Origin of the sequence: Herbaspirillum sp. NPDC087042 (assembly GCF_044745245.1) — a bacterium.
Taxonomy (GTDB): Bacteria; Pseudomonadota; Gammaproteobacteria; order Burkholderiales; family Burkholderiaceae_D; genus Herbaspirillum.
The window spans coordinates 12,486-32,649 of sequence record NZ_JBIUZW010000024.1; the positions used below are offsets into that span (position 1 = coordinate 12,486).

General features: G+C 63.6%; 20 protein-coding genes. 13 read left to right on the top strand and 7 right to left on the bottom strand.

The window, feature by feature from the left end:
- Positions 1-6 precede the first annotated feature (6 nt).
- Positions 7-1,026, bottom strand: a complete 1,020-nt coding sequence (hemB, locus tag ACIPHN_RS23960; protein WP_400441169.1) for a porphobilinogen synthase — start codon at positions 1,024-1,026, stop codon at positions 7-9.
- Between the two features lie 295 nt (positions 1,027-1,321).
- Positions 1,322-2,071, bottom strand: coding sequence for a ribosome biogenesis GTP-binding protein YihA/YsxC (yihA, locus tag ACIPHN_RS23965; RefSeq protein ID WP_400441171.1), 750 nt, complete (start codon positions 2,069-2,071; stop codon positions 1,322-1,324).
- A gap of 204 nt (positions 2,072-2,275) precedes the next feature.
- On the opposite strand from yihA, the gene ACIPHN_RS23970 reads away from it, so the two are divergent.
- The 6 genes from ACIPHN_RS23970 to ACIPHN_RS23995 all read left to right on the top strand — a co-directional run bounded on the left by ACIPHN_RS23970 (position 2,276) and on the right by ACIPHN_RS23995 (position 8,677).
- Positions 2,276-2,947 carry a c-type cytochrome gene (locus ACIPHN_RS23970; RefSeq protein WP_400441174.1) on the top strand — a complete coding sequence of 224 codons (672 nt, stop codon included), beginning with the start codon at positions 2,276-2,278 and terminating at the stop codon, positions 2,945-2,947.
- Between the two features lie 280 nt (positions 2,948-3,227).
- Positions 3,228-5,375 carry a cytochrome c biogenesis protein ResB gene (locus ACIPHN_RS23975; protein ID WP_400441177.1) on the top strand — a complete coding sequence of 716 codons (2,148 nt, stop codon included), beginning with the start codon at positions 3,228-3,230 and terminating at the stop codon, positions 5,373-5,375.
- A gap of 99 nt (positions 5,376-5,474) precedes the next feature.
- On the top strand, positions 5,475-6,629 hold the full coding sequence (gene ccsB / locus ACIPHN_RS23980) for a c-type cytochrome biogenesis protein CcsB (RefSeq protein WP_400441180.1): 1,155 nt from the start codon (positions 5,475-5,477) through the stop codon (positions 6,627-6,629).
- 57 nt (positions 6,630-6,686) lie between these two features.
- Positions 6,687-7,334, top strand: a complete 648-nt coding sequence (locus ACIPHN_RS23985; protein ID WP_400441182.1) for an HAD family hydrolase — start codon at positions 6,687-6,689, stop codon at positions 7,332-7,334.
- Between the two features lie 62 nt (positions 7,335-7,396).
- Positions 7,397-7,987 carry a GNAT family N-acetyltransferase gene (locus ACIPHN_RS23990; protein WP_400441185.1) on the top strand — a complete coding sequence of 197 codons (591 nt, stop codon included), beginning with the start codon at positions 7,397-7,399 and terminating at the stop codon, positions 7,985-7,987.
- 438 nt (positions 7,988-8,425) lie between these two features.
- Positions 8,426-8,677: a hypothetical protein gene (locus ACIPHN_RS23995; protein WP_400441187.1), complete on the top strand. Its 252-nt coding sequence runs from the start codon at positions 8,426-8,428 to the stop codon at positions 8,675-8,677.
- A 115-nt stretch (positions 8,678-8,792) separates the two neighbouring features.
- Here ACIPHN_RS23995 and ACIPHN_RS24000 read toward each other — a convergent pair whose 3' ends face one another.
- The 5 genes from ACIPHN_RS24000 to ACIPHN_RS24020 all read right to left on the bottom strand — a co-directional run bounded on the left by ACIPHN_RS24000 (position 8,793) and on the right by ACIPHN_RS24020 (position 11,598).
- A complete protein-coding gene (locus ACIPHN_RS24000) occupies positions 8,793-9,797 on the bottom strand; it encodes an NAD(P)H-dependent glycerol-3-phosphate dehydrogenase (RefSeq protein WP_400441189.1) in 1,005 nt (334 codons plus the stop codon).
- A 10-nt stretch (positions 9,798-9,807) separates the two neighbouring features.
- On the bottom strand, positions 9,808-10,257 hold the full coding sequence (locus ACIPHN_RS24005) for an SH3 domain-containing protein (RefSeq protein WP_400441192.1): 450 nt from the start codon (positions 10,255-10,257) through the stop codon (positions 9,808-9,810).
- A gap of 127 nt (positions 10,258-10,384) precedes the next feature.
- On the bottom strand, positions 10,385-10,879 hold the full coding sequence (gene secB, locus ACIPHN_RS24010) for a protein-export chaperone SecB (RefSeq protein ID WP_400441194.1): 495 nt from the start codon (positions 10,877-10,879) through the stop codon (positions 10,385-10,387).
- A 48-nt stretch (positions 10,880-10,927) separates the two neighbouring features.
- Positions 10,928-11,188 (bottom strand): glutaredoxin 3, encoded by a 261-nt coding sequence (gene grxC, locus ACIPHN_RS24015; RefSeq protein WP_013232210.1) that lies wholly within the window; start codon positions 11,186-11,188, stop codon positions 10,928-10,930.
- Positions 11,185-11,598, bottom strand: a complete 414-nt coding sequence (locus ACIPHN_RS24020) for a rhodanese-like domain-containing protein (RefSeq protein WP_400441196.1) — start codon at positions 11,596-11,598, stop codon at positions 11,185-11,187. Before ACIPHN_RS24020 ends, grxC begins: the two co-directional genes overlap by 4 nt.
- Positions 11,599-11,745: 147 nt before the next feature.
- Here ACIPHN_RS24020 and gpmA point away from each other — a divergent pair, with 147 nt between their 5' ends.
- The 7 genes from gpmA (at position 11,746) to ACIPHN_RS24055 (ending at position 20,061) form a co-directional block, all read left to right on the top strand.
- The gene (gene gpmA, locus ACIPHN_RS24025) at positions 11,746-12,492 is read left to right on the top strand and encodes a 2,3-diphosphoglycerate-dependent phosphoglycerate mutase (RefSeq protein ID WP_400441198.1); all 747 of its coding nucleotides are present in this window, start codon (positions 11,746-11,748) and stop codon (positions 12,490-12,492) included.
- A 128-nt stretch (positions 12,493-12,620) separates the two neighbouring features.
- Positions 12,621-14,009 (top strand): murein hydrolase activator EnvC family protein, encoded by a 1,389-nt coding sequence (locus tag ACIPHN_RS24030; RefSeq protein ID WP_400441233.1) that lies wholly within the window; start codon positions 12,621-12,623, stop codon positions 14,007-14,009.
- A 3-nt stretch (positions 14,010-14,012) separates the two neighbouring features.
- Positions 14,013-15,506: a S41 family peptidase gene (locus ACIPHN_RS24035; protein WP_400441201.1), complete on the top strand. Its 1,494-nt coding sequence runs from the start codon at positions 14,013-14,015 to the stop codon at positions 15,504-15,506.
- A 101-nt stretch (positions 15,507-15,607) separates the two neighbouring features.
- Complete coding sequence (locus ACIPHN_RS24040) at positions 15,608-16,372, top strand: HesA/MoeB/ThiF family protein (protein WP_400441203.1); 765 nt, start codon at positions 15,608-15,610, stop codon at positions 16,370-16,372.
- A 419-nt stretch (positions 16,373-16,791) separates the two neighbouring features.
- Positions 16,792-17,277, top strand: a complete 486-nt coding sequence (gene dksA, locus ACIPHN_RS24045; protein WP_198984993.1) for an RNA polymerase-binding protein DksA — start codon at positions 16,792-16,794, stop codon at positions 17,275-17,277.
- A gap of 89 nt (positions 17,278-17,366) precedes the next feature.
- Complete coding sequence (locus ACIPHN_RS24050) at positions 17,367-17,780, top strand: hypothetical protein (RefSeq protein ID WP_400441206.1); 414 nt, start codon at positions 17,367-17,369, stop codon at positions 17,778-17,780.
- A 199-nt stretch (positions 17,781-17,979) separates the two neighbouring features.
- Complete coding sequence (locus ACIPHN_RS24055; RefSeq protein WP_400441209.1) at positions 17,980-20,061, top strand: TonB-dependent receptor; 2,082 nt, start codon at positions 17,980-17,982, stop codon at positions 20,059-20,061.
- Positions 20,062-20,164: the final 103 nt, after the last annotated feature.

Consider the following 20,164-nt stretch of genomic DNA (forward strand, 5'->3'; position numbering starts at 1 on the left):
GGCTGATCAGCCCTGCTTGAGCTTGCGCGCGATATCCAGCGCGAAGTAGGTCAGCACGCCATCGGCGCCGGCGCGCTTGAAGGCCATCATGGCTTCCATCATGGTCTTGTCGTGGTCCAGCCAGCCGTTCTGGGCGGCGGCCTTGATCATCGCGTACTCGCCGCTGACCTGGTAGGCGAAGGTCGGTACCCGGAACTCGTCCTTGACGCGGCGCACGATGTCCAGATAGGGCATGCCGGGCTTGACCATGACCATGTCGGCGCCTTCCTGCAGGTCCAGTGCCACTTCGCGCAGGGCTTCGTCGCTGTTGGCCGGATCCATCTGGTAGCTGAACTTGTTGCCCTTGCCCAGGTTGGCGGCCGAGCCGACCGCATCACGGAAGGGGCCGTAGAAGGCCGAGGCGTACTTGGCCGAGTAAGCCATGATGCGGGTGTAGATGTGGCCCTGGGCTTCCAGCATGGTACGGATGGCGGCGATGCGGCCATCCATCATGTCCGAGGGCGCCACGACATCCACGCCGGCATCGGCCTGGGTCTTGGCTTGCGCCACCAGCAGGGCCACGGTCTGGTCGTTGAGGATGTAGCCGGACTCATCCATCACGCCATCCTGGCCGTGGCTGGTGTAGGGGTCCAGGGCGACGTCGCACAGGATGCCCAGCTCGGGGAAGCGGTCCTTCAACGCGCGCACCACGCGCGGGATCAGGCCGTCGGGGTTGGTGGCTTCGATGCCGTCGGGGGTCTTCAGGGCCGGGTCGATCACCGGGAACAGCGCCAGCACCGGTACGCCCAGCTTCACGCATTCCTCGGCCACCGGCAGCAGCGTATCGAGCGAGAGGCGATCCACGCCCGGCAGCGAAGGCACCGGGGTGCGCAGGTTCTGGCCTTCCTGGACGAATACCGGATAGATCAGGTCGGCGCTGGTGATGACGTTCTCGGCCATCAGGGCGCGCGAGAAGGCGTCGCGGCGCATGCGGCGCATGCGCAGGGCAGGGTAGGCGGCGGTGCTGCTGAAATCGGTCAAAGACATGTGTCGGCTTTCAAAAAAATTGATGTTGTTTGACGTTATCTTGGAATATTTTCTAGGCAAATATCGCTATCTTCGGAAAATTGCTTTCTTTCTATTGAGGCTTCAACAACTTTCCATCGGGATACTTTACCTTAGATGCGGGTGATTCATTTGCCCCCCGCTTCCCCTTCCCTCCCTGAGCGGGGCCGATCGTGCAAGCGAAAGGCGTTTAGCCCCGGAGAATTTTTCTGTTCTCCGGGGCTTTTTTTGGTTCGTCCGTTTTACTCCTGTTTGAAGGATCTCGCCTTGTCGGCGATCATGCCTGCGGCTGCTCGCCCGGTTGGGCGTCGTCATTGCCCTGGTCAGCATTACCGCTATCGGCCGCGGGTGCGCCTGGGGCGTCGCCGGTCAGGCCGGCCAGTTCCAGGATCTTGTCATTGGCCTCGTCCAGGCCGGTGCGCTTGAGCGCCGAAAACAGCTGGACCGTGAACGGGAAGGGCTGGCCGCTTTCGTCCACATAGCTTTCCAGGTAGGTGCGGGCCTGGCGCAGGGCATTGGTGGATTCGTTGCGGTTGAGCTTGTCGGCCTTGCTCAGGATGCAATGGATGGGTTTGCCGGTAGGGGCGAACCACTCGATCATCTGGATATCGAGGTCGGTGAAGGGACGGCGCGAATCGACGATCATCACCAGCGCCGCCAGCTGTTCACGCTGGCGCACGTAGTCACCCAGCAGGGCTTGCCAGTGGTACTTGGCCGAGCCCGATACCTCGGCATAACCGTAGCCGGGCAAGTCCACCAGCATGGCGCGGATCTGATCGGGACGCGCCTCGTCGTTGCGGTGCTGGCCCACGTGGGCGCCGCCGATGGAGAAGTAGTTGATGTGCTGGGTGCGTCCCGGTGTCTTGGAGGCAAAGGCCAGGCGTTTCTGGTTGCACAGCACGTTGATGGCGCTGGACTTGCCGGCGTTGGAACGTCCGGCGAAAGCGATCTCCGGCACACTGGTCTTGGGCAGGTCCCGCAGGTGATTGACGGTGGTGAAGAAACGGGCTTGCCAAAGTTGCGACATGGTGGGGGGAAATCCGAAAGAGGAGGGAAAAACGCGGAGAAGCTATTGTACAATGGCCCGATACCCAGTGCCGTGTTGATGCCAGGCAACTCAAAAATATGGCGACCATTGGAGACAGGTCAAACAACAGGCATTTGGTATGGGGGCAGCCAGCCACCGAACGGGCAAAATCTCGAAATTCCACAATAAGTATTAGGGTGACGAATGAACCGTGCCAACCGTGCCTTTTCCCCTTTGTTGTATTCCGTTTTTGCTGCCGTGCTGGCAGTGTCTTCCGCGGCCCATGCGGCCGATGAGAAGCAAGCCCCGATCAAGGCCGATCCGGCCAAGGGCGAAGCCCTCTTCACCAATGGCGACAATGCCCGCAACATCGTGGCCTGCGTATCCTGCCACGGCGCTGCCGGCAATTCGACCATCACCCAGAATCCCAAGCTGGCTGGCCAGCACGAGGCCTACATTGCCAAGCAGCTGCTGAACTTCCGTACGCCCGAGCGCAACAATCCGGTCATGACCCCGATGGCCAAGGCGCTCACCGACGAGGACGTGCACAATATCGCGGCCTACCTGGCGGCCCAGGCGCCCAAGCCGGGCGCGGCCAAGAACAAGGAAACTATCGACCTGGGCAAGCACATCTGGCGCGCCGGTATCGCCGCCAAGAACGTGCCGGCCTGTGCTGGTTGCCACAGCCCCAACGGCGCTGGCATCCCGGCCCAGTATCCGCGCCTGGCCGGCCAGCATCAGGACTACACGGTGGCCCAGCTGACCAATTTCCGTGGTGGTGCCCGCACCAACAGCCCGCAGATGACGGCCATCGCCGATCGTCTCTCGGACAAGGAAATCAAGGCCGTGGCCGATTACATGGCCGGCCTGAAGTAAAGGTCTGCGCTAGCGCGCAAACGAAGCAAGGCGGCCGCTGTGCCGCCTTTTTTTCGTCATGATTGACGCAAGTCGTGGCGCGTCGCGCCGCTCGGCCTCAAGATCGCCGCTCAGGCCCGTTGCGCCCTGATATGCGCACCGGCATACCCGGGTTGCGCAGGCGCGTATCACGGACTTTTCCCGGGAGCGGTAGAATTCCGGGTTCGCATCGCTTTGCCGCCCGGCAAGGCGACCCCCCAGGTAAGCGGATCCGGCAGTCCGGATCCGGTAAGGCAGGAATATGACGACGGGCAGCAGTACCCAAGGAATCCAGATCAGGACCCGGCAACGCTGGCTAGGCGATGCCGTCGAGCTGGTCTCATCGATGCGCTTCGCCATCAGCCTCTTGACGCTGATCGCCATCGCCTCGGTGATCGGCACGGTGATGAAGCAGAACGAACCGATGCCCAACTACGTGAACCAGTTCGGTCCGTTCTGGTTCGAGATCTTCGGCAAGGCCGGCCTGTATGCGGTCTATTCGGCCTGGTGGTTCCTGCTGATCATGGGCTTCCTGGTGCTGTCGACCTCGCTGTGCATCGCCCGCAACGCGCCCAAGATGCTGCGCGACGTCAAGAGCTGGCGCGACAATGTGCGCGAGCAGTCGCTGCGCAACTTCCATCACAAGCATGACTGGCAGACCGGCGAGGCGCCGGCCGAGGCCGTCGCCCGGCTGGCCCGCCAGGTCGGGCAACGCGGCTACAAGGTCAAGCTGGTCGAGAAGGAGGGGGGCACGCTGCTGGCGGCCAAGCAGGGGGCGGCCAACAAGTGGGGTTACATCTTCGCGCACGCGGCCATCGTCATCATCTGCCTGGGCGGCCTGCTCGACTCCGACCTGCCGATCCGCTTCCAGCAATGGTTCTATGGCAAGCAGGCATTCTCCGGCAACGGCATCATCGCCGACATCCCCGAGCGCTATCGCCTGGGCCTGAACAATCCGACCTTCCGCGGCAATACCCTCATTCCCGAAGGCGCCAGCAGCAGCACGGCCATCATCCCGCAGAAGGATGGCGTGATGATCCAGGACCTGCCCTTCACGATCCAGCTGAAGCGCTTCATCATCGAGTTCTACTCCACCGGCATGCCCAAGCTCTTCGCCAGCGAAGTGGTGCTGCGCGACCATGAAACGGGCAAGGAGACCGCCGCCACCATCAAGGTCAACGAACCGCTGATCTACAAGGGCGTGGCGATCTACCAGTCCAGCTTCGAGGATGGCGGCAGCAAGCTCAAGCTGGTCGGCTACCCGATGCGTGGCGGCAGCAACAACCGCTTCGAGCTGGCTGGCGAAGTCAACGGCACCACGCCGATGCCGGCGGGCATGGGCGACTACACCATCGAATGGACGGGTTTCCGCCCCTTCAACGTGGAGAACATGCAGGCCGGCAAGTCGGGCTCGACCTCGGGTGATCCGCGCGCGGTCAACGTGGGCAAGGACGTCAACCGCGGCATCATCGATGGCCTGGACAAGCACCTGGGCTCCAGCGCCAAGAATGCCAACAGCAAGGACTTCAAGAACGTCGGCCCGACCGTGCAGTACAAGCTGCGCGACAAGACCGGCCAGGCGCGCGAGTATTTCAACTACATGCAGTCGCTGCAGATCGATGGCGCCTACGTGTTCCTGGCCGGGATGCGCGAGCAGCCCGACCAGCCCTTCCGTTACCTGCGCATTCCCGCCGATGACAAGGACAGCGTGGCCGAGTGGATGCGCCTGCGCGCGGCGCTGGCCAATCCGGCGCTGCGGGAGGAAGCCGCGCACCGCTATGCCAGCCAGGCCATCAGCAATGGTCGCGACACCTCGCCGGTGTTGCGCCAGCAGCTGGAGCAATCGGCCCTGCGCGGCCTGAGCATCTTCGCCGGCGACGGCAAGGTCTCCGGCTATATCGCCGTGACCCGCTTCCTGGAACAGTTGCCGGCTGCCGAGCAGGAGAAGGCCGCCGACATCTTCATGAAGATCCTCAACGGCAGCATGTGGGAACTGTGGCAAGCTGCCCGCGCCAAGGACGGCCTGGCGCCGGTGGCCAGCGACGAGGCCCATGGCCGCTACCTGCAGCTGGCCATCAATGCGCTGGCCGATGCCGGCTTCTATCCGGCACCGGTGTTCCTGCAACTGGCCGGCTTCGAGGAGATCAAGGCGTCGGTGCTGCAGGTGACGCGTTCGCCGGGCAAGAAGGTGGTCTACCTGGGCTGCCTGTTCCTGGTGCTGGGCGTGTTCTCGATGCTCTACATCCGCGACCGGCGTCTGTGGATCTGGATCAAGCCGGGCGCAGATGGCCAGGGCAGCCAGGCACTGCTGGCAATGAGCACGCAGCGACGTACACTGGACTTTGACAAGGAATTCGAGCAGATGAAGGGCCGGCTGGCGGGCAACGCCGCCGTCCCACCATCGGCTTAGGCTTTAATGTGCCGCCGGCTTATGGCGGTTATCATCTGCAGCATATAAAGGCTGGCACCGGGTTGGCTAGCATCGCTGCAGACAGTAGTGGAGAACACAATGGAACTGACTCAAGCAAACCAGGCCTATGCCGACGAGCAAGGCTTCTTCCGCCGCCTCAGCGTGGTGGACTGGATCTATGCAGCGGCCCTGGTGGCAGGCTCCCTGTACGCCTTCGGGCGTTTCGGCAGCTACATGGATTATTACGAAAAGGCGGTGCTGCTGCTGGCCGCGCCCACCTTCGCCTGGCTGGGCTGGCACTGGAAACCGGTGCGCCCGCTGATGCTGGCCATCGCCGTGCTGTCGCTGGGCGCCATCGCCATGTATGGCGGTGTGCTGGAGATGGCCGACAAGAAATTCTTCCTCAAGTACATGCTCTCCAGCCAGTCCGCCATCCTCTGGATGAGCGCGCTGTTCTGCCTGTCGACGCTGTTCTACTGGGGCGGACTGGCCACCACCGCCGGCACCGGCAACGCGATCGGCTCGCGCCTGTGCTGGGCGGCCGTGCTGCTGGGCTTCACCGGCATGATGGTGCGCTGGTACGAGTCCTACCTGATCGGCGCCGATGTGGGCCACATCCCCATCTCCAACCTGTATGAAGTCTTCGTCCTGTTCTGCCTGATCACGGCGCTGTTCTACCTCTACTACGAGGAGCGCTACGCCACCCGCCAGCTGGGTGCTTTCGTGCTGACGGTCATCACCGCTGCAGTCGGATTCCTGATGTGGTATACCGTTTCGCGGGATGCAGCCGAGATCCAGCCGCTGGTACCGGCCCTGCAGAGCTGGTGGATGAAGATCCACGTACCGGCCAACTTCATCGGCTATGGCACCTTCGCCCTGGCAGCCATGGTGGCAGTGGCCTACCTGTTGCGCCAGAAGGGTTACCTGGCGGACCGCCTGCCCTCGCTGGAGGTGCTGGACGATGTGATGTACAAGGCCATCGCCGTGGGCTTTGCCTTCTTCACCATCGCCACCATCCTGGGCGCGCTGTGGGCGGCCGAGGCCTGGGGTGGTTACTGGTCCTGGGACCCCAAGGAAACCTGGGCGCTGATTGTCTGGCTCAACTATGCGGCCTGGCTGCACATGCGCCTGATGAAGGGTTTGCGTGGACAGGCGGCGGCCTGGTGGGCGCTGGTCGGCCTGCTGGTGACGACCTTCGCCTTCCTGGGCGTGAACATGTTCCTCTCCGGCCTGCATTCCTACGGCGAACTTTGATGGCGGTGGCAGCTCCTTGATCAGGGCGGCCCCGCCCCCTGACGAAAAGGAGTGGCAATGAACGATTCGACTCACCCGCCGGCGCTGGTCATCTTCGACTGCGACGGCACGCTGGTCGATAGCGAAGTGGTGGCCGCGCAGGCCTGGTCCGAGCATGTGGCCGGCTATGGCGTGCAGCTCAGCGCCGAAGAGGCGCTGGCGCGCTTTCGCGGCGTCAGCATGACATGGTGCCTGGCGCATATCGAGGAGTTGCGCGGCAGCAGCCTGCCGCAGGATTTCGAGCAGGACCTGCGCGCCCTGATGGCGCGCCTGCTGGAGCAGCAGCTGCAACCCATCAATGGCGCCCTGGAGATGGTGGAGCAACTGCACCTGCCCTTTGCACTGGCCTCCAACGCCCCCCATCACAAGATCGAGCTATGCCTGCGGGTGACGAGGCTGCTGCCGCATTTCGCCGGCCGCATCTTCAGCGCCTACGATGTGCAGCGCTGGAAGCCCGATCCCGCCCTGTTCCTGTTTGCCGCCGAGCGCATGGGCGTGGATCCGGGGCGTTGCGTGGTGGTGGAGGACAGCTTGCCAGGCGTACAGGCAGGACTGGCGGCCGGCATGAAAGTGGTCGCCCTGCAGGAGCATGGCGTGCACCAGGACATGCCGGACAGTGTGCAGGTCATCACCCATCTGTCGCAACTGCATGCCCACCTGGTCTGAGGCGCTTTCTCAGACCCGGGCAATTTAGGTAAGATGGTCCAACCCCTCCACGATTGACCAGCATGCCCCATCCCATCGACCGCTCCCGGCAAATCATCTACTGCGATCGCGATATCGAAGTGCGTCCGCTAGACCTGCGCGAAGTGCTGGCGCTCTATGATGCGGTGGACCATTCACGCCAGGCCATCGGCCAGTGGGAAGCCTGGTGTACGCCGCAATATGGATTGCTCGATGCACAACTGTTCCTGCAGCGGGCCATCGAACACTGGCACGGGCATACCGCCTATGATTTCAGCATCATCGACCGCTCCATGGGCCTGGTGATCGGGGCGGTGGCCATCAATCAGGTCAGCCAGCTGAACCAGATGGCCAACCTCGGCTACTGGATACGCGATGGCTATACCGGGCGCGGTATCGCCGCCGTGGCAGCCCGGGCTGCTGCTGCCTTCGCCTTCGGCAAGACCGGACTGACCCGGCTTGAGGTCGTGGCCCAGGCAGGCAACCTGCGCAGCCATCGGGTCGCGGAGAAGATCGGGGCGACGCTGGAATGCCTGGCGCGCAACCGGCTGGTGTTCCATGGCCAACCGCGCGATGCCAAGGTGTTCTCGCTGGTGCCGGCTGATCTCGGCCAACCGGTCCCGGTGCACGCCTAGTGCCTGTCGCATCGGCTGATAAACATTCTGTGCGGTAATTCATCCGCTCAGGATCTGTCGTTTTTTTGTAGCGATGACAGCGTGCGGATACGTTTGGCTACAAATTTTTCGCGCTGGTTTTGTTGATTAAAACTGCACAATCCCGACTATTCTGACAGCGCTGTCAGCCTTGATGGCAGCGGGTTTGCGCCATTTTTGCGCAGCCGCATGAAAAATCTGCACCAAAATAAATTCAAACTGGCTGACAAAATACTGACTTTTCACGTATTCCAAATCGCGACTCGGGCGTTACATAGTTAAAGCGCCCGTTAATAAGGGTGTTTCTGTGTCAGGAGCAGTTTCCCGGAAGCAATGAGCCAATCCGGGGCATTGCCGGTTCTCCTCAAAAAACTCAGGATGGGAGAACTTTGAGCGTCAGCGACGTTTAGAGGAAATACGATGCAAGCTATTCAACGCAACAAGACCGCCAATAATAACCACGCCGGCCGCGCCGCCCAACAGTACGTCATGGGCGGTGAGGCACGGTCCTCCCGCCTGTCCAAGCGCATCAAGAGCGCCGACGCTGCACCTCAGGACGATTGCAGTGCACGCTACGACAAGATTTCCAAGCAGATGGATGACTTGATCGAAGGCGGTTCTCCCCAGCACTTCCGTCGTCCCAAGATGGAAAGCGACATCATCGCGCGCTGATCGGCGCGCAAAAAAACAGCCGGGAAGTGCATCGCACCGTCCCGGCTGAGTTTTTCCAGCTTGATTGGCCGGCACCAGGCTTGATGTTCCCGGGCCGGTGGCAACAGGCAGCGCCTTAAAGGCTTTCTTCGCGCGGATCCCGCGCCAGCAGCCTGGCGACCATTTCCTGTACCGACACGCCATCGAACAAGGCCGCCGCCACCGCATCGGTGATCGGCATCTCGATGCCTTTTTCGCGCGCCAGCGCACGCACGGCCTGTGCGCAACGCACACCCTCGGCCACATGGCCGAGTTCGGCCACGATATCGTCCAGCTTCTTGTTCTGTGCCAGGCCCAGACCGACGCGGCGGTTGCGCGACAGGTCACCGGTACAGGTGAGGATGAGGTCGCCGACCCCCGAGAGGCCCATGAAGGTCTCGGGACGTCCCCCCAGTGCCACGCCCAGCCGGGTGATCTCGGCCAGACCGCGGGTGATCAGCGCGGCGCGGGCGTTCAGGCCCAGCTGCAGGCCGTCGGCCACGCCCGTGGCAATGGCCAGGATGTTCTTGACCGCGCCGCCGATTTCCACGCCGACCAGGTCGTCACTCGAATAGATCCGGATATTGTTGCCATGTACGGCGGCCACGACGCGCTCGCACAGGGCCGCGTCGGCACCGGCGATGGTCAGCGCGCAGGGCAGGCCGCGCGCCACTTCCTGGGCAAATGACGGCCCCGAGAGGGCGCCGGCAGGCAGGTCGGCACCCAGCACCTGCTGCACCACCTGGTGCGGCAGCAGGCGTGTTCCTTCTTCCAGGCCCTTGCACAGCCAGACCAGGTTGGGCAGCGCATAGGCGCGCAGATGACCGGCCAGCTCGCGCAAGCCCGATACCGACGATGCCGCGATCAGCAGGGAGTCGTCGGGCGCGTCGCAGACGTGGCGTACCGCTGCTTCGAAGTCCGCGCTCACCGCCAGTTCGGCGGGCAAGGGGAAGCCCGGCAGGTAGAGGCGGTTCTCGCGCAACTGGTCGGCTTCCTGCATGGCCGCAACGTTACGCCCCCACAGCACGACATCGTGCCTGCGTGCCAGCGGGATGGCCAGCGCAGTACCCCACGCGCCGGCGCCTAGAATGGTGATCTTCATGGTGGTCCGTTCAGTCGCCCCAGACGTCGCCGGCCTTGACGAAGCCGGTCTGGCCGTCGCGATGGCGCACCTTCACCCAGCCGTTGCTGGGGCCTTCCAGCCATTCCAGCAGGACGTACTTGTCGGCGGTGAACACCACCGGACTGCCTTCATCGGCGGCATTGAAGATGCGCGCGTTGGCCACCGACACCACCAGCATGCGCTTGGATGCGAGTGCCTTGGAGGAGATCCAGGAGAGCGTGCCGGCGGCATCCCTGACCTTGCTCCATTCGCCGTAGGTCAGGACCACCTCCACCGGCATGCCGCGCGGCGCGACATAGACGCGGCGGCCTTTCTCGGAAGGGGCGTCGTACATGATGGCGGGGGCGGCACCGACCGACTTGAAGTCCAGGGCCAGGGCATCCTTGGCCAGGAAGGCGCCGAGCAGGGTGGCGCAAAGAATCAGGGGCAGGTGTTTCATGGGGAAGTCTCCACGGGAGGGGAAAGCACCGCCGCAGGGGTTGCGGCGGCCTGGCGTCGTGGCGCCCGACCGGAAGCATGGCCGCAGGGGCGGCAGTCCGGACGGGTCAGGCGCACTCAGGGGTGGATCAGTTGACGGCGGTCGAACCGTTGTTGACCAGGGTGGCGCCTTGTTGCTCGGCCAGTGCCTGCAGGCGTTGCTGGTAGAACACCTCGAAGTTGATCTCGGCCAGGTGCACCGGCGGGAAACCGGCGCGGGTGATGGCGTCGGCGATGTTGGCGCGCAGGTACGGGTAGATGATGTTGGGGCAGCCGATGCCCAGCAGCGGGTCCAGCTGTTCGGCCGGCACGTTGCGGATCTCGAAGATGCCGGCTTGCTTGCCCTCGACCAGGAAGGCGACCTTGTCCTTGACCTTGGCGGTCACGGTGATGGTCACGGTCGATTCGAACACGCCTTCAGCCAGCGCCTCGGCGCCCACATCCACCGCCACTTCGATGGACGGTGCTTCCTGTTCCAGGAAGATGGCCGGGGAGTTCGGCTGTTCCAGCGAGAGGTCCTTCAGGTAGACGCGCTGGATCTGGAAAACGGGTTGCTGTTGAGCTTCTTGGTTCTGTTCCGACATGGATTTCTTTCAGGTTCGGTGAATCGGTTGGGAAGTGCTGCCCTGGCGTCAGGCTTGCAGCAGCGGGTCCAGCTTGCCGGCACGGTCCAGTGCGCTCAGGTCATCGAAGCCACCGACATGGGTGTCGCCGACATAGATCTGTGGCACGGTACGGCGACCGGTCTGTTGCATCATCAGCTCGCGCTGCTGAGGGTCGAGATCGACGCGGATCTTCTCGATCTGCGTGATCCCCTTGCTGGCGAGCAGGCGCTCGGCCATCATGCAATACGGGCACACGGCGGTGCAATACATCTTCACCGGAGCGCTCATTTGGCGTCCTTGGTGGTCAGCGGCAGGCCCTGACCCTGCCAGGCGGCGATACCGCCGGTCAAGCCATAGACCTCGGCGAAGCCGGCCTTCTTCAGCGTGGATTCTGCGCGGTTGGCCTGGGTGCCGTTCTGGCAGACCACGATGACCGGACGGTTCTTGAGCTTGTCGAGCTCGGCGATGCGCTGCGGCAATTCCTTCAGGGGGATGTTGCGGGCATCGCGCAGGTGGCCGGCGGCGTATTGTTCGGTGTCACGCACGTCCAGCACCAGCACCTTGCCCTGGTTGAGCATCTGGGTGGCTTGCAGCAGGCTGAGCTTGTTGCCGCGTTGTTGCAGGTAGGGAACCAGCAGGGCACCGCCGGAGACCAAGGCCAGGGCGATCAGGAAAATATTGTCGATGATGAATTTCACGGCAGTCCAATGAGTTTACTGAATCCCGGCATTATAAAATAGAAGCATTCGCGGTTTGCATGAGATCAGTCTCGGCTTTGCAGCCTGGTCAAGCGCATGCGCCTTTGCCGCAGCCGCATCGGTTTCCCATCATCAAAAAGTCCTGCTATGTACAAAATCGTATTCATGCGCCACGGCGAATCGACCTGGAACCTGGCCAACCGCTTTACCGGCTGGGTGGACGTCGACCTGACCGAAAAGGGCGTGGCCGAGGCCCGCCAGGCCGGAAAGCTGCTCAAGGAAGCCGGTTTCTCCTTCGACCTGGCCTATACCTCGGTGTTGAAGCGCGCCATCCGCACCCTGTGGACCACCCTGGATGAAATGGACCAGATGTACGTGCCGGTCAAGAATGACTGGCGCCTGAACGAACGCCACTACGGCGCCCTGCAAGGCTTGAACAAGGCCGAGACCGCCGCCCAGTACGGCGACGAGCAGGTGCTGGTCTGGCGCCGCAGCTACGACACCCCGCCCAACCCGCTGACCCCGGGCGAGGAGCGCGATGCCTTCGGCGATGCCCGCTACGCTGGCCTCTCGCGCGAGCAGGTGCCCCTGACCGAATGCCTCAAGGACACCGTGGCGCGCGTGCTGCCGGCCTGGAATGACTCCATCGCCCCGGCCATCCGCGCCGGCAAGCAGATCATCATCTCGGCCCACGGCAACAGCCTGCGCGCCCTGATCAAGTACCTGGACGGCATCAGCGACAACGACATCGTCGGCCTGAACATCCCCAACGGCCAGCCGCTGGTCTATGAACTGGATGCCGACCTCAAGCCCATCAAGAGCTACTACCTGGGCGACCAGTCCGCCATCGAAGCGGCGCTCAAGGCCGTGGCCAACCAAGGGAAGTCGAAATAAAACTGCGTTTCTCCCGCAAGGCGCCGGCTACACCGGCGGCGCCTCTGCCTGTGCCCGGCAAGCGCAATGCGCTGGCGCGACCGGCGGCCGATCCTGGCCGCCCCGCGCTGCGGGGATGGTTGCGCCCGATGGGCGCGACGCTGGCCTGCCTGCTGGCGGCCGCTTCCCTGCAGGCCCAGCCCATCACCGAGCGCACCCGCCAGAAACAGGCCGCCGAGAAGGAGCGGGACGACCTGCAGCAACGCCTCTCCAGCCTCAAGCGCGACATCGACCAGACCGAGACCGCCAAGGACAATGCCGCCGATTCGCTGGCCTCGTCCGAGCAGGCCATCTCCAAGGCCAATCGTTCCCTGCGCGACCTGGCCCAGGAGCAGCAGGACACCGAAAGCCGCCTGGCACAACTGGTCAAGAAGCTCAATGAACTGACGGCCCTGGTCAACGCCCAGCAGGCGCAGCTGTCCAGGCTGCTGCGCGAGCAGTACGTGGCCGGCAACGAAGACCGCATCAAGCTCCTGCTCTCGGGCGACAATCCCAATCGCATCAACCGCGAATTGCAGTACATGGGCTATGTCTCGCAAGCCCAGGCCAGGCTGATCGAGACCCTGCGCGCCAACCAGCAGGCCATCCGCGCCAACCAGGCCGATACCGAGAACGCCAAGTCGGAACTGCAGGAAATCGCCCAGGAAGAACTGGAACAGAAGAAAGTCCTGGAGCGCGAAAAGTCGCGCCGGGTGACCCTGCTGTCCCAGCTTTCCAGCAAGCTCAATGCCCAGCGCCAGGAGGTGGGGCGCATCGAGCAGGACCAGCAGCGTCTCTCCAGCCTGGTGGACAAGCTGGCCCAGATCATCGAACAGCAGAAGAAGGCCGAAGCCGAGGCCCGCGAAAAGCGGCGCCAGGAACAATTGGCCAAGGCCAAGGCCGAACGCGAGAAGCGCCAGGCAGAACAGCGTGCCCGCGCCGAAAAGCGCGCCGCCGAAGCGGCCCGGGCTGCCAAGGAAGGCAAGCCGGCACCGAAGATGCCCGACCCGGCCGATGCCATCGACGACGACGAAGCACCGCAGAGCGCGTCGCTGGGACGCAACGATACCCTGCCCGAGCCGCAGTCGGACAATTTCGGCAAGCCCTTCGCCAGCCTGCGCGGCCAGCTGCACCTGCCGGTCAAGGGGGACCTGACGTCGAAATTCGGCAGTCGCCGCGGCGACGGACCGACCAGCCGGGGCCTGTTCATCCGCGCCCATGAAGGCGCGGAAGTGCGCGCCGTGGCCGCCGGGCGGGTGGTGTTTGCGGATTGGCTGCGTGGCTTCGGCAACCTGGTCATCGTCGACCACGGCAACCAGTACATGACGATCTACGGCAACAACCAGTCGGTGCTCAAACGCGCCGGCGACCTGGTCAAGACCGGGGAAACCATTGCCACTGCAGGCAACAGCGGCGGCAATGAGCAATCGGGTTTATACTTTGAAATGCGGTATCAAGGCCGCGCATTCGACCCACAGGGGTGGGTAACTACTAGGTGACACATGGGCAGCAAACTCAAGAATATCAGTCTGATCGGTTTGGGCATGGTGGCTGGGGCCACCGCGATGATTCAGTTCGACGCCATCGCGCAAAAGAATGCAACGGCGTCGCTGCCCCTGGAGGAGTTGCGCCAGATGGCCGACGTGTTCGGCCTCATCAAGTCGGATTACGTCGAGCAGGTCGATGACAAGAAGCTGCTCACCGAAGCCATCTCCGGCATGGTCGCTTCGCTGGACCCGCACTCGGCCTATCTGGACAAGAAGGCCTACAAGGAGCTGCGCGAAGGCACCATGGGCAAGTTTGTCGGCCTGGGTATCGAGGTCGGCATGGAAGACGGCTACGTCAAGGTGATCTCGCCGATCGAGGATTCACCGGCTTTCCGCGCCGGGATCAAGGCCGGTGACCTGATCACCCGCCTGGACAGCACCCCGGTCAAGGGCCTGTCCCTGGATGAAGCCGTCAAGAAGATGCGCGGCGAACCCAATACCAAGATCACCCTGACGATCGCCCGCAAGGAAGAAGACAAGCCCAACATCCAGACCATCACCCGTCAGGAGATCCGCGTCCAGAGCGTCAAGTCCAAGGTGATCGAACCCGGCTACGCCTGGCTGCGCGTGACCCAGTTCCAGGAACCGACGGTGGACGACATGTCCAAGAAGCTGGCCGCCATCTACGCCCAGGAACCCAACCTGAAGGGCATCGTGCTGGATCTGCGCAATGACCCGGGCGGCGTGCTGCCGGGCGCCATCGGCGTGGCCGCGACCTTCCTGGCCAAGGACGCAGTGGTGGTCTCGACCAACGGCCAGCTGCCCAGCTCCAAGCAGACCTTCTACGCCAAGCGTGAGTTCTACGCGTCCAACCCGCTGTCGGATCCGCTGTCGCGCCTGCCGGATGCCATCAAGAAGGTACCGATGGTGGTCCTGATCAACAGCGGCTCGGCCTCGGCCTCCGAAATCGTGGCCGGCGCCCTGCAGGATTACAAGCGCGCCACCATCATGGGTACGCAATCCTTCGGCAAGGGTTCGGTGCAATCCGTGATCGCCCTGCCGCCGGAAAAGAACACCGCCGTCAAGCTGACCACGGCCCGCTACTACACGCCCAATGGTCGTTCCATCCAGGCGCGCGGCATCGTGCCGGACATCATGGTGGACGAGTTCCCGGATGGCGACGGCCTCAACGGCCTGCGTCTGCGTGAAGCCGACCTGTCCAAGCACCTGACCAACGACACCGACAAGTCGGCCGAGGTCAAGGCGCAGACCCTGGACGAGCAGGCCGAGGAACGCCTGATCGCCGCCGAGAAGAAGCGCAAGCCGCTGGACTTCGGCAGCAAGGACGACTTCCAGCTCGCGCAAGCCCTGAACCACCTGAAGGGTTTGCCGGTCAAGGTCTCCAACGCCAAGCCGGAAGTGCGCAACGAGGAAGGCAAGAACGATACGCCGGCCAAGGACGAGCGCAAGGACAACAAGGCGCCGGCCGAGAAGACCGACACCAAGTAATCCACGCTGCCGCCGCTGCATCGGGCAGGCATATCGGGCCGCTTCCAAGCGGCCCTTTTTCATGGGGCAAGGCCAGCCAGGCCCCACCAGGGATGACCGACATGGACGACCAACAGCTGCTGCGCTATTCGCGCCACATCCTGCTCGACGAGATCGATATCGAAGGCCAGAGCCGTTTGCTGCAGGCCCATGCCCTGGTCATCGGGGCCGGTGGCCTGGGTTCGCCGGCGGCCATGTACCTGGCCTCGGCCGGCGTCGGGCGCATCACGCTGGTGGACCATGACAGCGTGGACCTGACCAACCTGCAGCGCCAGATCATGCACACCACCGCCCGGGTGGGCCAGCCCAAGGTGGAGTCGGGCCGCCAAGCCTTGCTGCAGATCAATCCCGGCGTGCAGGTGCAGGCCCTGGCCGAGCGCGTGGAGGGTGAGCGCCTGCTTGCGCTGGTGGCCGACGCCGACGTGGTACTCGACTGCAGCGACAACTTCGCCACCCGCCATGCCGTCAATGCCGCCTGCGTGGCGGCCGGTGTGCCATTGGTATCGGGGGCGGCGATCCGCTTCGATGGCCAGGTCAGCGTCTTCGACAGCCGTCAGGATGCGGCTCCCTGCTATGCCTGCCTGTTCCCGCCCGAGCGCGAGTTCGAGGAAGTGCAATGCTCCACCATGGGCGTGTTCTCGCCCCTGGTGGGCATCATCGGCACCGTGCAGGCGGCCGAGGCCATCAAGCTCCTGGCCGGGATCGGCCGCTCGCTGGCCGGACGCCTGCTGATCCTGGATGCCCGCGAGATGGAATGGACTTCCATCACCGTCGGTCGAGACCGCCAATGCAAGGTCTGCGGCCAGCGACATCCTGACCAGGCCTGACCGGCCGGGCCGGGCGCTTCCATCGGTCCCCTTTCTTCTGGTATAAACTAGCCTGGATGCTGCAATGCAAATGCGCTGCGGCATTGCGCCAGGCTGAACTCCGGAACGACCACAATTCATAAGCGCGATCAGCCCGCCCGTCTTGCCGGCAACAGGGGAAGTCATGAACCGCTCCATGAACGCTGTTCCAGCGTGCCGCCGGCCCTATCAGGCCGGCTTGCGGCCGGGGCTTGGCATCCAGAATCGTTGGTGTACAATCCTTGACCGCGAAAAGGCGTATGCCATCCGCAGTGCGGCCCGGCCCGGAAGCAGGTAGCCGGCCCGGCGAGCGGGTCAACGTCAATCGAAGAGGTGCCAACGCGGCTAGGGAAGTGGATTCAAAAGCGACCTGTTCCGGCAGCCCAGTATCAGCCGGGATAATGGATATAGTTGAAAAACCCGTAGTATTGAAAGTAAGCGAAGTGGCAACCAAGACTCCCAAAACTACCCCTGCAGCGCAGTTGCTGACCGAGGCCGAGATCCTCAAGATGAGCGAGGACGACTACATGAATGAAGCGCAGCTTGCTTTCTTCAAGGCCCGCCTCCAGCAGCTGGAAAAGGATCTGCTCAAGAACGCCGATGAAACCACCGAACACCTGCGCGAAACCGTGCTGGTGCCGGACCCGGCCGACCGTGCCACCATCGAGGAAGAACACGCGCTGGAACTGCGTACCCGTGACCGCGAACGCAAGCTGCTCAAGAAGGTGCAGCAATCCATCGTCTCCATCGATAACGGCGAGTACGGCTGGTGCGAAGAAACCGGTGAGCCCATCGGCATTCCGCGTCTGCTGGCGCGTCCCACCGCGACCCTGTCGCTGGAAGCGCAGCAACGTCGCGAGCTCAAGCAAAAGCTCTACGGCGACTGATCCGCGCCTGGCAGGATGACGCCTGCGCCTCCGGGTGCGCAGGCGCAGTGTCGCTGTCGCTGTTGATTTCCCTATCCCGCTCCCGTTCCATGAACCGTCTGCGTTCCCTGCGTAGTGCCAACGTCATCGCCTTGCTGGTGATGTCGCTGCTGTTCGCGCAGATGCTGGGTTTCGTGCACGGTATCGCGCACGCAGGATGGGCGCCGGGGACGGTGCATTCGCTCATCAGCGATGCCCTCTTCGACGAGGATGACGATCATGATGCGCCGGCCGCCACTGCCGGTACCAGCGTGGATGCCACCGCCACCGGCGGCGTCCATGCGCATGATCTGCATCACTCCTGCGTGGCCTATGACGCCGCGGCCCTCTCGGCCGGCGTGCATTTCGACTTCCCCCCGCTCCCACTGCTGCCGCCGGTGCGCCTGCTGGCCTTGTGGCTGGCCTTTGCCTCCTGGGATGCGCCGCTCAACTGTCATTTCCACTCACGCGCGCCACCGCGCTGAATTCCTTCCTCTCGCAAGATCCTGAACACTGGTTGCCGGTTGTCCCGCGCGTATCCGGTCGTGCCGCTGCATCGCCTGGCGCTAGCCTGGCGACGATGCCATGGCGCGCCCTGATCGCGTGTGGACGGCCGGTGTATCCGCGCCGCCCATCCACCCCCTCAACGAGCGGGCGGCGCATCGCGCATATCAAGGAATTCACATGGCTTTCCAACGCCAACTCATCGCCACCGCGGTTCTCTCCGCGCTGGCCACCTGGTCCATTGCTGCGTCGGCACAGACTGCCGCCAACGACGCCACCACGACGGCAGCGCCCTCCACACCCGCCGCCATACCCGCCACATCCACCGCACCCGCGCAGCAGGCGCTGCAACCCATCGTCGTCACTGCCACGCCCTTCGCCTCGCAGGAGGACGTGCAGGTACTCACGCCGGCCAAGGTGATCGCCGGTGACGAACTGCGCAACAAGCTCGGCAATTCCCTGGGCGATACGCTCTCCTCCGAACTGGGCGTCACCGCCTCGGCCTTCGGTGCCGGCGCATCACGTCCCATCATCCGTGGCATGGAAGGTCCGCGTGTGATGATCCTGCAGAACGGCATGGGCGTCTCCGACGTCTCCACCGTCTCCAACGACCACGCCGTGTCCACCGAAGCGGCCACGGCCCGCCAGATCGAGATCCTGCGGGGGCCGGCCGCACTGCTGTATGGCTCGGGCGCCATTGGCGGCCTGATCAACGTGGTCAACGATCGCATCCCCACCGAACTGGTGGGCAAGCCCACCGGTACCGTGGAAGGTCGTTACGGCACGGTCGATGGCGAGAAGAACGGTTCCTTCTCGCTGGACACCTCGGCCGGCCAGATCGGCCTGCACCTGGACGGCAACTATCGCGACACCGACAACTACAAGATCCCCGGCAACGCTCGCCAGGGTGACAGCAGCAGTGCCTCCGGCCGCCTGCCCAATTCCTTCACGCATGAGACCAGCTTGGGCCTGGGCGCGTCCTATGTCGCCAACTGGGGTTATGTGGGCGTGTCGGCCTCGACACTGGACGATCACTATGGCATCCCCACCAGCGAGATGTCCTTCATCGACCTGCACCAGAACCGCTACGACATCGACACGGTGGTCAACAACCCCTTCGCCGGCATCGAGAAGTTCCGCTTCCGCTTCGGCTATACCGACTACACCCACATCGAGAAGCAGCAGGATGGCACGCCCAATACCGTGTTCTCCAACCGCGTCCTGCAGACCCGCTGGGAATTGACGCATGCACCGCTGGCCGGCTGGCACGGTACCTTCGGCGTACAGACCGAACAGGGCAACTACTCGGCGCTGTCGGCGACCAGCGGTACGTCGGAGCTGACACCGCCGACCCGCTCGACCTCGTTCGCCGGTTTCCTGGTGGAAGAGCGCCAGTTCGGCCAGGTGCTGGCCAGCGCCGGCCTGCGTGCCGAGAGCGTGAATCGCCGTCCGGATGGCGGCAGCGGCTTGCCGGGGCGCGACTTCAGCCTGTTGTCCTGGTCCACCGGTGCTTTGTGGAGCTTCCAGCCCGGCTATGGCTTGGGCCTGACCTACTCGCTGGCGCAGCGTGCGCCCACGGTGGAGGAGCTGTATTCCAACGGCCCGCATGAATCGACCTCGACCTTCGACATCGGCGACAACCAGTTGAAGAAGGAGACCTCGCACAACATCGAACTGAGCCTGCAGAAGACCGAAGGCCTGGTGCGCTGGAAGGGCAACCTGTATCGCAACAAGGTCAGCAACTACATCTATGGCCGTACCAACGGCCAGGTCGACGATGCCGGCAATGCCGATCCGGATGGCGAATTCACCCAGCGCTTCTGGTCGCAGGGCGACGCCACCATTCGTGGCGCCGAAGCCGAGCTCAGCTACAACTGGAACGGTGAGGGCATGTCGGGGCGCGTCTTTGCCGATACCTCGCGCGGCACCCTGGACAACCTGGGCAACCTGCCGCTGCAACCGGCTACCCGCTATGGTATCGAGCTGGGCTACAAGACTGGTCCCTGGGCCAGTGGCATGAAGGTATTGCGTGCGCAGAAGCAGGATCGCCTGGCCTCCTTCGAGACCTATGAGACGCCGTCCTATACGCAGGTCGATGCCAACCTGTCCTATACCCAGAGGCTCAATGGCGTGAAGCTGACCTGGTTCGCGCTGGCGCGCAACCTGCTCAACCAGGATATCCGCCTGTCCAGCTCGGTGCTGCGCGAGACCGTGCCGCTGGGTGGTCGCAACTTCATCGTGGGGGTGCGCACGAGTTTCTGATCGCGCTCGCATCCGATGAAGATGGACGGGGCCATCATCGCCCCGTCCACAAGGCTTGCCCGGCCGTCTCCGTGAGGAGGCCGCCGGGTTTTTTTTCGCCCCG